Source organism: Acetivibrio cellulolyticus CD2 (assembly GCF_000179595.2).
Taxonomy (GTDB): domain Bacteria; phylum Bacillota; class Clostridia; order Acetivibrionales; family Acetivibrionaceae; genus Acetivibrio; species Acetivibrio cellulolyticus.
In genome coordinates this window covers 327,596-339,587 of the sequence record NZ_JH556658.1, presented here as the reverse complement: position 1 = coordinate 339,587, position 11,992 = coordinate 327,596, and the positions used below count along the sequence as shown (strand labels likewise).

The 11,992-nt window shown below is 33.0% G+C and carries 12 protein-coding genes; 1 reads left to right on the top strand and 11 read right to left on the bottom strand.

Annotated features, from left to right (window positions below; all coding sequences use genetic code 11):
• On the top strand, positions 1 to 388 hold a 388-nt coding region (locus ACECE_RS27955), incomplete at its 5' end, for an IS30 family transposase (protein WP_010249520.1).
• Between the two features lie 212 nt (positions 389 to 600).
• Here ACECE_RS27955 and dptG read toward each other — a convergent pair.
• From dptG to ACECE_RS0217275, 11 genes are all read right to left on the bottom strand, one after another.
• Entirely contained in the window at positions 601 to 2,031 is a 1,431-nt protein-coding gene (dptG, locus tag ACECE_RS0217325; protein ID WP_010249518.1) for a DNA phosphorothioation-dependent restriction protein DptG, read from the bottom strand.
• Between the two features lies 1 nt (position 2,032).
• Positions 2,033 to 3,796, bottom strand: coding sequence for a DNA phosphorothioation-dependent restriction protein DptF (gene dptF / locus ACECE_RS27950; protein ID WP_010249516.1), 1,764 nt, complete (start codon positions 3,794 to 3,796; stop codon positions 2,033 to 2,035).
• Between the two features lie 128 nt (positions 3,797 to 3,924).
• The gene (locus tag ACECE_RS0217315; RefSeq protein ID WP_026073894.1) at positions 3,925 to 4,311 is read right to left on the bottom strand and encodes a helix-turn-helix domain-containing protein; all 387 of its coding nucleotides are present in this window, start codon (positions 4,309 to 4,311) and stop codon (positions 3,925 to 3,927) included.
• A gap of 324 nt (positions 4,312 to 4,635) precedes the next feature.
• Positions 4,636 to 5,139 carry a helix-turn-helix domain-containing protein gene (locus ACECE_RS30285; RefSeq protein WP_010249513.1) on the bottom strand — a complete coding sequence of 168 codons (504 nt, stop codon included), beginning with the start codon at positions 5,137 to 5,139 and terminating at the stop codon, positions 4,636 to 4,638.
• Positions 5,140 to 5,178: 39 nt separating this feature from the next.
• Entirely contained in the window at positions 5,179 to 6,222 is a 1,044-nt protein-coding gene (locus ACECE_RS0217305; RefSeq protein ID WP_010249512.1) for a hypothetical protein, read from the bottom strand.
• Positions 6,200 to 6,346 (bottom strand): hypothetical protein, encoded by a 147-nt coding sequence (locus ACECE_RS31225; RefSeq protein ID WP_162862572.1) that lies wholly within the window; start codon positions 6,344 to 6,346, stop codon positions 6,200 to 6,202. The genes ACECE_RS0217305 and ACECE_RS31225 overlap by 23 nt, the downstream gene beginning before the upstream one ends.
• Positions 6,339 to 7,187 carry a C39 family peptidase gene (locus ACECE_RS0217295; protein WP_010249511.1) on the bottom strand — a complete coding sequence of 283 codons (849 nt, stop codon included), beginning with the start codon at positions 7,185 to 7,187 and terminating at the stop codon, positions 6,339 to 6,341. The genes ACECE_RS31225 and ACECE_RS0217295 overlap by 8 nt, the downstream gene beginning before the upstream one ends.
• Before the next feature lie 66 nt (positions 7,188 to 7,253).
• Positions 7,254 to 9,092 carry a VirB4 family type IV secretion system protein gene (locus ACECE_RS0217290; RefSeq protein ID WP_010249510.1) on the bottom strand — a complete coding sequence of 613 codons (1,839 nt, stop codon included), beginning with the start codon at positions 9,090 to 9,092 and terminating at the stop codon, positions 7,254 to 7,256.
• The gene (locus ACECE_RS0217285; RefSeq protein ID WP_010249509.1) at positions 9,089 to 9,772 is read right to left on the bottom strand and encodes a hypothetical protein; all 684 of its coding nucleotides are present in this window, start codon (positions 9,770 to 9,772) and stop codon (positions 9,089 to 9,091) included. Before ACECE_RS0217285 ends, ACECE_RS0217290 begins: the two co-directional genes overlap by 4 nt.
• A 44-nt stretch (positions 9,773 to 9,816) precedes the next feature.
• Positions 9,817 to 10,254 (bottom strand): DUF3846 domain-containing protein, encoded by a 438-nt coding sequence (locus tag ACECE_RS27940; RefSeq protein ID WP_010249508.1) that lies wholly within the window; start codon positions 10,252 to 10,254, stop codon positions 9,817 to 9,819.
• A gap of 14 nt (positions 10,255 to 10,268) precedes the next feature.
• Positions 10,269 to 11,987: a hypothetical protein gene (locus ACECE_RS0217275; RefSeq protein WP_010249506.1), complete on the bottom strand. Its 1,719-nt coding sequence runs from the start codon at positions 11,985 to 11,987 to the stop codon at positions 10,269 to 10,271.
• Positions 11,988 to 11,992: the final 5 nt, after the last annotated feature.

The window sequence follows — 11,992 nt, the reverse complement described above, 5'->3', positions numbered from 1 at the left end:
AATAATAATCAAAATGCCATCAAAGACACAAGAATCAGTAGTAGCAGCACTAGATTGTTTGGAGAAGAAATATGGTAAATCATTTAAGGATAAATTCAAAACAATAACAGTGGATAATGGTAGTGAATTTCTTGATTATGAAGGCATAGAACGGTCTGTGAGGGCTGGAAAAGATAAAAGGGTGAAACTATATTATGCACATCCATATAGCTCCTGGGAAAGAGGCACAAACGAAAATACAAACAAGCTAATACGCCGATTTATACCAAAAGGAACAGATATAGGGAGAATAAGTAAAAAGACGATAAAATGGATAGAAACATGGATAAATAACTATCCAAGACGAATATTAGCATATAAGTCTGCAATTGATATGGCTGCAAGTTAAAACCTTGGGACTCTGTCCCAAGCCCTGTCCTCGCCAGAAGGCAGCCGGTCTGTCATAACAGACCGGGAACAAAAGGATGATAGTGCAATGGATGTAAAGGGTCTCCGGCTTTGCCCTTGACATCCCGAACAATAGTGCCAATAGTTTGCATTATACAAGTTTACCAAAATTTTACCGTCACTTTAACTTGCAATTTATATTCAGTAAGATATTTATAAAATTGATTTGACATATTGAGCATCCCCACTATCACTTTTTTTCTCAAGTATATTTAGTTTTTCATAGATTTCAATTATTTTATATTTCGAATCCCTATCAAACCACATTCCTCTAAGTTCAAATTCCTTAAATAAAAGATTAAGCCTCAGTTTATCACCTTTTGGAATGCATAATTTTGTTATAAAAATAAGGTATTCTTCTGTGATATTCAACGTATAACCAAGTTGACCACGTGTTTTTAGGAAATTAGCTTTACAGAACTCTTCAAACCATTCAAAATAGCTTTTCCATCGATCTTTTCTTTGTAAAGTAAATTGAAAATAAATACACTTATATAACTCATAAATCCTATTTAATACAGGATTAGGATGCTTATCTTCAACAGGATTCATTTCTTCCCAAACAACATCACCAATACAAAATTTATACAGTTCAATAATTTCCTTTATATCATCATCTAATGCTGCTAATTCCTGACTATTCATTTCACATATTATTTTTTTTAATTCTATATATGAATATGGTCCTTTACCTTCATCATATCTATGGTTTAGTATTTCCAAACAATTTATATGCGGAAATAACATTTTCTCATTACCTTTAAGTACTTCCCATCCTTTTATATAACTTGTCCTTGTTCTCGAAGTACTCTCAAAATCAAGGTTAAAATATAATTCACTTGCAGTTTTTATATCAGCATCAAACATGTCGTTTAATTTAAGTATTAATTGCGAAACATAGAAAAAATAATAGTACTTTATAAGCTTTTCAAAATCATCTACAAAAAACCTTGTATCTTCAATCATAGTTTCCAGGTCCTTTTGAAATAACTCAGATATAAAAGGCATATATAACTTATATTTGTAAGATTCAAATTTACTACTCTCTTCTTGAAGTTCTGGAAGAGACTCCAGCATTAGCTTATATAATAAATTTTGAGGTTTCGAAGCAAATTTGTCTTTGAGTATCTCCTTTGTTTCTCTGGAACTTAATACATTAAAAATAAACTGTGCAATTTTCTTATGTACCCGAGGTTTTTCTGCAGTTATATAATTATATACTTTTGGATGGAATATCTGTAAGTTACCATTGCTATCATAGAAAAGACTATCGATAATATCAATGAACGAAGATTTGTTTTGTTCATTACCAAAATTGACCTTTTCAATAAGCTTAATAATCAGGACTTCTTTACTAAACTTATCCTTTATTTTTTTGTCTGCAAGCATCCTGGATAGTTCACCCAATACTGCACTAAAGTTAACGATATAATCTTTGTTTTCCTTATTCTTTCTAAAATTAGTTACAAACGGAAGCAATATTATAGTATTTCCGGTGTTGTGTTTTAATTTAACCTGATCTGACCTTGTTGTATCAATTTCATAATTTTTTTTAAATTCATCTATTAATATTCTATATTCCATACTAAACCTCCGTAAAAGTGTATTCATTAAAACTCTTATCAAAGGATAAGGAATATCTTGTTATATTTTCACCCAGTTTTTCCTCAAATACCAACGAATTTTCCTGTTCACCTAACAACATAATTTTATCAATAAACTCCATAAAACTAACAAAGTTCTCTTTATCTTTCTTATTCGGTCTGTAGCCATTACATACTTTTTTTAATAACAAATATAAAGAATAGTCAATATTAATTTCATATCCTTCATTGGAATCATCTTTTTTAAACCTTATTAAAAGATGTGGCAAAAATCTATATAATTCAAAATCCTTATTCTCTTTCAATGTTGATACATCAGGTTCAATATTATGCTTTTGACTTATTTTATACTTTAACTGATTTCTACCTATAAATAGATTTATAGTGTTGGTTGAACTGTCTCCATTCCATTTGTAAATAGACTCTTTTATGTTTTTATAAAGAATCTTTAAATTAGATTTATTTCCTTTATTCTGCAAATACAAATTTTTAACAAATTCATCATAAATTTTATCATTTAAATCTATGCTATCAATTCTGGGCTTGAACTTATACAATCGAACAAATAACTTTACTAGTTTATCCTTCTTCTCTTTCATGCTACCAATAAAGCTCATATCTGACAGAATGTTCTCTAAAGTTGCATATCCTGCCATTTCAATATAAGCATCAAATAATGAATATATATTGTCAATTGTATTTAGTTTTATAATAATCTCATCCAACTTTTCTGATCTTCTATTAATTGGATCAAGATTTGATACAATGTCAAATATATTGGATAGTTCTTTATGTTCGAATAACATATATGGTGTTAAAAATGAAATATATCCTTCGAAATCAAGAGCACTAATTTTATCTTTTATTTCATCTGAAGGAATAGATTCGAAGTATATATTGACTATTGAATCATAAATAAAATTAAGAAGTGCTCTGGTAGATATAATTAATTTATATTTTACAATACCTTCAATAAGAATTTGGATTAACTTATCTTGATTATTATTATTGGATAAAAACTCATAATTAAATTTTATTGGGCACTTGTTTGCACAAATACAGGAATTCAGACACTTTTCGCTGTATTCACGGTAAAACACATTATCAGAGCTATTTTGGGTTATTTTCTTCAATAATTCTTTCATGTATTCTGAGCGAGTACCTTCAGGGACAAGACTGTATAAATGGTAATCACTAAAATTTATAAATTGAAAATTACTATTTTCATCAAAGCTATTGTCAACTACTTTTGAATCAAGAATACTTTTAGATATTACATAATTTCGAAGTTTTAAAAATTTAGACTTATAATCTGAGTCAATAAAATTACTTAATGCTCCAAGGTTTATTGCAAGTATAAGCTTTTTACATCCTCCATTAGTCAAATTTTCATCATTAAAGTCGTTTAATACATCACACAAAGTATCTATCGATGTTTTCTTTGGTTCAAAGCTTTCTGTAGCATCATTATGTATATAAAAATTTGAAGCTATGTATGGATATTTCTCTTTAAGATACGAGATAAGGTGAGACTTACCGTCACCAACACCCCCACAAACTAAAATGAGTTGTGAGTTAGTTGATTCTGAACATTTATCAATTAATTCTTTAAGTTCTATCTGAACTTCCCTCGGAACATGCATATATTTCTTAAAAGGACTGAAGGACTGTATATTTTCTACTGCTTCCTTGGATGACTCTTTTAACTTTTTTAACACTTCAATTAAGCATAGATTATCATTCATACCTACAACTCCCAAGCATATATAAAATTATAGTTTTAAATAACTCGAAAACATTTCACATTAACTACCTAAACAATTAACAGGTGCCAGAAATAGAATTATTTTCTGTTAAGTCCAAAAAAAATTACTCAAAAATTGTCTATGTTAATCTCTTTCCATATTCTAGTTATTATTTTTACTCTTATTTCTTTTGATTTTGGCATGCTTTCAAGCATCTCATGAACATGAGAGTTTGTATGTAAAAACTCAAGAATTTCCAAGTCACTTTCTTCAAAATTTCTTGGTTTATCATTTACACTAGAAAAGTTCCTAATAGTGCTTCTTCCAAGAAGCCAATCAATAGAAACATTAAAAAAAGCTGAAATACTAATTAAAGTATCAAAATTAGGTTGGCGAGTACCCAACTCATAACGAGAAACATTTGCTTTAGAGACATTTAAATGTTTTGCTAAGCCATTTTGAGTTAAATTTTTTTCAAGTCTCAACATTTTTAGTTTATCGCCAAAATTCACCATCACCAGCTCCTACATCTAACATTTTACAACACAAAAATACATTATGATATCATATATCCAAACAGGAATTTATTTATATATCGTCTCCATTTCGGAATCAAACTATAATTTTTTTGATTTGGTGTAAAATTGAAAATATTGTTCCTTGAAAACAAAGCCACGATATCGTTTTCTACTTTGTTAATCAAAAACAAATGTAGATGAGACCATATCTTGGCTATACAAGACACAAGTAATATTAAGTTATATATGGACATTTTAAAAACATATTAGCCTAATAATACCTTTTTTCTCATAAGTATTATTTTATTTCAACTATACATTTCAAGGGGATGCACCTTTGGGCTGCTCCCCAGCCCATGTATATTCATAACTGTTATATCTAGCATCCTTACCATTGATCACACGAAAATCATCATTACTCAACCGTACTTCCTTAATCCCATTATTTACACTTTCTTTTTTTACTACTGGCTTTTCCAAACCAACTTTACTCTTGTTAATTTTACCCTTCTCCTTTTTAGCTTCCTGTTTTTCCTCCTTCTTTGGCTCCACAATATTCAAAGTATATAAATTTGAAGTCTGTCCCCCATGTTTACACTCTACATCAAACCTAGCTTCCTTAACAACAAACCCAGCCTTAACCAAATCATCCAATGCTCGCTTTACTGTATTAATACTATACCCACATTCTCTTGCTATTGTCCTAATTGAAGGAAAGCATTGACCGTCTTTATTGCAATGAAGAGCAAGACAATTAAGAACAAGCCTTGCCCTTGGTTTTAAATCTGATTGAAAAGCATTCGTCATAAATTCAATTTTCGCCATGGTATCCTCCTGTACGTATTTCAGGGAGATTTAATCTCCCTAATCCTTTTTATCCTTTAAAATAAACTCTTCAATAATAGGCTGATAGATATGCCCATTTACATTATCACTAAACAAATCATGTGAAGCTTCCGCAATCAACAAATCTTCTCCAAAGGTTGTTTTACAATCTTCCTGAAACTCCTTTGGCACGCACAAACCCATTTTAGTAACAGTTAAATTCCCACATAATTTTAAAAGTTTCGAGTAGTTCTTTTCCTCATAAGGCAGAAGACTTCCACAAACCAGCCTTATATCTGCATTTTTAAAAGTGCTGGTCATCTCCTTCAAAACACCACAATCATAGATAATGAAGTTATATTCCTTATCAACTTCATTAATCAAAAAGCAATCCACATCGCCAATTGGATAATGTTCTCCAACTTTTTCATACGTGTACCTCTCAATCAGATAATGCAAATCCCTATTCATGTTCATTTCGACATAACAAGCTGTGGCACCACGAGCTATCAGCCAGTTTGCAAAATTAAAAGCCGTTACCGTTACACCGCTTCTTCGGTCAGCTCCTGCGATTGCTATTTTTACATTTTGAGCTTTCCACTTATATTTGGGTATCTCTATCTCATCCGGTTTGTTATCAATAGGTTTTATAATTTCATGCTTTTCAGGTTGTATATGCTGCTTGTATCGTTGCATCCCATCTTTGGTCAAGCATTCTCTAATCTCATCTTTTAACTCTTCAGCAGAATTAGCTGTTATAATGTCAGTAACTTTTAGTTCTAATAGCTTTTCGATATATCTATTATCACTTGTCCCTGATAAAATCACTATAATACGGCTATTAAACATCATTTGAAAAGACTGGACTGCTATTATGAAATCTTCGAGATTATCCTCACTACAAGCTATATCAACCATAAAGTACTTATAGCTATGGTAGTTTCTCATATCCTTCACTACAAATTGTTTTAACGAAAACCTGCCCACCAGTTTTTTTACCAGCAAATCCGATTTCTGCTCATTTTCTGCTTCCAAAAAGTCTATAACTTCACTCTTTCCGCTACTGGACAGATATAATAGCATGTCCTACACCTCCATTATGTAAATCATTCTTTTTATTGTGTGTATTTGAGGTAAAAAGTAAAATAAGTCCTACAATAACAGCAACTGCATATATAATCAGTTCAATCATAATTTTTCTATTCATTTTGAGCCCCCTTACTTTCAATTATCCAGAATGGTCCCCCTGCACTTGCATGCTTACTTGCTTCACTTAATATAATTGATAAATCCCATTCCTCTTTACTTCTTTTATTACTTGCCGGATCTGCAACAAGTATCTTTCCTTCTTTTGTTACTCCTCTAAGTACAATAAAATGTCCGCTTGAAGTAAAATGCCCTTTTGACATAATAGCTACTACAAGCCTTCCTGATGATAAAGCATCCACAATACGCTGGGATTCACTCGATGAACACCCATAGACATTCAAACCAAAAGCTTTTGCAGCCCCCGGAATCAATGTATGATATGAACCACTATTCTCACACCAATAGCCCTTTTCATATGCCCATTTTGCCATTTGAATAGGATCTATTGTAGTATCTGTAAGGCTCGATACAACCATGGCCATTGAAGTTGGACCACAAGCATATCCCCCAATATTATCTGTTCCATAGGGTTTATCCGCCCATCTACTATCAAGCTGATTATAATAAACAACAGGGGTTTCGCCTTCATTTGATATAGTTACTCCCTCAAAACTTTGTCCATAGCTTTCAACATAATCTGCATCAGTTTCCAAAATACTTTGATACATTTCAAAATCGTTTTGCAGTTTTTCTACCTGAATCAAAGAATCCCTGTCAAAAAACTGTCCTAAAAATTCCAGCGGATTGGTAAGAATATAAAATAGCATTGTAACAATAAGCAAAACAGATAATATAGGAGTAAGGATAAGTATCAAAAGTTTTTTCCTTGTTTCTTCATCAGTAGCTGCCTTAATAACCAACTGTGTAACTATCTTTGCTACAACAGGATTAACTGCCATATAAACCACCTCTCATAAATGACAAAGGTGCAAACCTTATACGGTCTGCACCCAATCACACTATTTTTATCTTCCGCCAGCTTTGCCCATATAATTAAACTTATATTCCGGAATTTCAAAATTTACATGTAGCCGTTTGGAACCTATAACAAACAAAGCATGCCCACGTCTTTTACTCTCCAAAAGCTCTTCCTCCGCTTCTGTCAGATTATAAAGTTCTTTGGTTTCTTTTAGATTCTGACCGTCACATCCCATAATCAACTTAATACATGGAATATCCAAAAGAGCTTGTCCATACATCTTAATCTCTGGAGAAAGAAAGTCTACTACACTATGAGAAATAATAATCAAGCCTGCTTCATACTTTCTTGCTCTCTTTTCTACATTTCTTAGAAAAACAAGACTTTGTGGTACTTGAGGATCAATCATAAGATATGCTTCGTCACATATTAAAAGTACTCTCTCTGTTCTGTCCTTGCTCATTTCTTCCCAGCACCAACCTAAAAGGTTAAAATACTGCGTCCTTTTAATATTGTCACTTGTATTTTGCAGACTATGTGTATCCAGGCAGACACATCTTGTATGGGTTTCTATGGTACTTTTCCCATTCCACAAAAAGCTGTCGCTACCATTTGCAACGTCATATAAAAGCAGTGACAAATCCTTATAACCCTGATTAGTTTTATTTGCTTTCGCTTTTTCTTCAATAAGCACGTGTAAATCACTAAAAGTAGGAAATTTATCACTTGAAATCCCTTTAATATCTGTATCCCAATAGATATCAAATCTGTTATAAAGCTCTACAATGCTTTGTTTTAGTATTGCTTTTTGCATATCATTAAGACTTGGAAGATATAGTTGAAAAAAGATTTCCAGGTTCTTGACGTGAAGTGCCATATCACTCATCCCATCCACATCACCGTAAAGTTTCCCACCCTTTTCATCAGGCTCATCTTCGCTGTCACAAGGTGCAGGGCGAATCTGCAAGGGGTTTATTCTTCCGTTAATTCCACCACCAGCATTAATCCAGTCTCCGCCAAGATTAAGACACAAATCTTTGTACTCGGATTCGGGATCAATAATTAATAGTTTTGTTCCCTTCATGTATTCAGATAGCATGATATGCTTTATCGCTGTGGACTTACCAACTCCGGCCACACCCATTACAACCATATTGGTATTGGTTCTGTCATTGCCACGTTTCCATGTATCTACAATAACCAAGCCCCCATTGTTATCCTTGGCAAAATAATAGCCGTTGCCGTCATTAAAACCTGAACTTGCGAACGGAAAACCACCTACAAATGTGCTCATAGGAATGATGCGTTGTACTATATTCTCAATAACAGGACTTGTAGGATAAGTTGGAGAAATGGTTTGTAGTCCCTCTTTTTGAAGATTTGCCAATGTTCTGACTTTACACTTCATCACATTCATTACACTTTCAACTCTTCTACTCACTTTTATAAAATTCTTTTCATCATACGCTATTGGCATTATTGATAAGCTCATCAATGCCACTGTTTCTCCATTTTGGTCAATCTGAAGCATAATTCTTTCACCATCTTCTGCTGATTTTTCAGCCCTTTGACGTGTTAATGGGTCTTTTGCACTTTCAGCAGTTCCTCGGTTTTGAATAATACTTTTACTAATGGCAGAAATTAAAGCACCATTGTCTAACGGTTTAATGCCAATAGATACAATAGTGCTTGGAATGTTTGTTACTTTTGAAAGCCATCCAACATCAACTTTTTGGGGATACCTCACAACTCCATATACTTTTCCGGTATTTTCACCAATAACCATACTATTTCTCTTTATCTCAAGTCCCATTGGAGTTATTACATTTAACAGTGCTTCATTTACAGGAACAAACTCCGTCTTTTGCTTTTTAATCCCAATCATAACGAAACGCCTCCTTTGATAATAGGGATGCTTGGCTCAAAATTTGAATCTTCTAAATGCATGTATGCAGGATTATTTATAAGATTACATAGTCTAACAATATCCTGCTGTTCTAAAATATCACAGCCAATACCATTATCAATAAAATTATTTGATAAATCCTTGGCTCTTACAAGCAAATCCTTTTGTGCTCCTTCATCATCTTTTTCCCATAGTACTATGTAAAATTGTCGTTCCACCACTTCCCCAGATAAAGCAAATGTACTCATTTCAAGTATCTCCTGCTTTAAAAGTTCCTTTTGCTTTAAATCACTTGTTGTAAGTAGTTCTGATAATTCCGTAATAAGTGGTGAAATATCTACAGGTCTTGAAACAGCAATGAATTTAAATGGGTGCTGGATACCTGATATATCCACAGTTAATTGCTTAATGATTAGGTTCTTTTCACTCTTACTAAACAGGTCGATACTTATGGGATTGATTTTCAAAAAACACAAGACCATATTATCTCTTGTATAAAGGAATTTGTCTTTTATATCTTTAACATTTACGAACTCGTTTGCTGTTTTTAGCTGTTCATCTGCTTGTAGCGATTTCTTACTATCGGTTTTCTTAATATAAAAATATGCTCCAATACCAATAGCTGCACAAAGCAAAATCATAATGATTGGTACCATCATATAGCTTATCCTCCAATTATTCTTTATCTTTGATTTCCAATAGACTATCTCTCTAAATCTTCATCTTCTTGAAGCAATCCTAATTTGTTTAAGAAATCATCCAGATTGTCGGCTGATTCGATAACAACAGATTCTGCTTGTTGATTTATTTCCGAATAAGAGAACTGTTCTGGTTCTTTAAACCTCTCTGTGTATTTTTCAATCTGCTCGTCCGTCAATGAAATATCATCCCCATATCCATCATCACTACATATAAAAAAAGTTCCTGCAATTATATCTCTGTTCTCAAGTTTTCGATTCAATTCAAGCCCTAGAAGCTTTCCCTCTTCATTGCAATAAATGTGTGCATCGTCTGAAAGATAAGCATATTCAATACGACCACCCACTATAGCCTGCATTGCTCTGTAATCCTTTTCAATTTCTTTAACATAAGGCTGTTTTTGTGGTTCAACTACCAGAACTTTTATTTTATTTTTATCCATGTTAATCCTCCTCTTTATTTGGGTGCAATATGCCAGTCATCATATAACGAACCTGAAACATTCACATAATCATTAAGATTTATTGATAACATTCCAGTAGGCGTCCAGGCATCTAATACGTAGGTATAGACCTTATATTGTCCATTTGGATACCAAATAGGTGTAAAATGGCATTTTGCACCATAGGTACTGTAAGGATTTGATTTAAATTCAAATCGTGCAAAGTAGCCACTTTGTGTACATTGAAGAAGTCTCCAATAAGTTTTATATTCAAACTCAGGAAAATAACTCACTCCAGTTTGAGCTCCTGTTATATGGCTTGTTGGTGCAGAAGATAATAGATTTGTTTGCACTACATTATTGATACCATATCCACTTTTCATATTTATATATGAAGCTGTTGGAGATTTAATATCCGGCTTGATTTTGCTAGATGCTGTTAGATTTGCTTCATATACATCGGTATAAAAATCATACCAACCTTTATCTACCCAATTCCCATTATCCAGCCAATGTCCCCAATCACCATGGTCACACCATTTCCAATTTGAAATCCAGACCCAATTAGCATGCCATTTTACCCTCCATACGCTCCATGTAGCATAAGTTCTCTGACTTTTGCTTGGAATACTCACAGGCTTAAATCCATTATTCTTATCATTGGCAGTAGGGTTTGGTGGAGTATTTTTATCCAAATTAACAATTTTTGCTTTAATGACACTTTCACTTAAATATCCTTTCGTTGCACTTACTGTTATTGTGATATTCTTTTCAGTTGAAGGAGTTGTCCATTTGCACCAAACCACTTGACTTTCATCTTTAGGAATCGCAATGTTGCTCATTGTGTAAATCTTACCGCCAACATTAAAAGTTACCGTAGCTGGACTATCTGGATTAATTTCATATGATGAGTTTAAGGTAACGGCAGTAATAACTTCAGTATTTATACGATATTCTATGACTGTATCCACCGGATCTGTTGGGGGAGCATCCTTATAGCTTACAATACCAACTCCTAAATATGTGAGAATTGTGCTGTTTGACTGTGAGCCGGATGTTGCACCAGTCCATGCTTGAAATCCCAGATCTGACTTTTCCAGAAACATTGCCAGTGGCAAGTTTTTATGCGTAAGACTTACCATTTTGCTTCTTAACGCTCCACTTTGCAACTGGTCATAAAGTGCAGCTTCATGTGCCGTCATACCCATTTCAATCCCTTGATATTTGAAATATGCAATCGGTTCTAAAAGCAGCTTATAGTTCCCATTTACTAGCTGGTCAAAATTAATCCCTACATCTTCTGCAATCATTTTGGCTGCACCATCAGAACAAAAGTACTTCTTTATAGCTTCTATTCTTGCTTTTCCACTAGCACTGCTTATTATTTTAGGCATAGGATTTGTTGGATTCTTATAATGATAACTTCCTTTTACAGGGTATAAAGATGTTCCATTATTATATTGAATTTTGGATACCTTGCCAAAGTGGATAATGCTTATAGATGGATTTTTATTAGTATAATCGATACCACTGCCAACTGTTTTTCCTGTTTTTGTGTCAACAACTGTTACCCTTACACCATCATTGCCTGGAGTCCATGAGTTTTGACTTGTGCCACTTCCCATACCACCAGAACCATTATCTATGTTTCCATCACCTTCAGCATATATGGAAGTTATTGAGGATAACAAAAAAATGCAAATAACCATGATTGTAAATATTTTTCTTCTCATCCTGT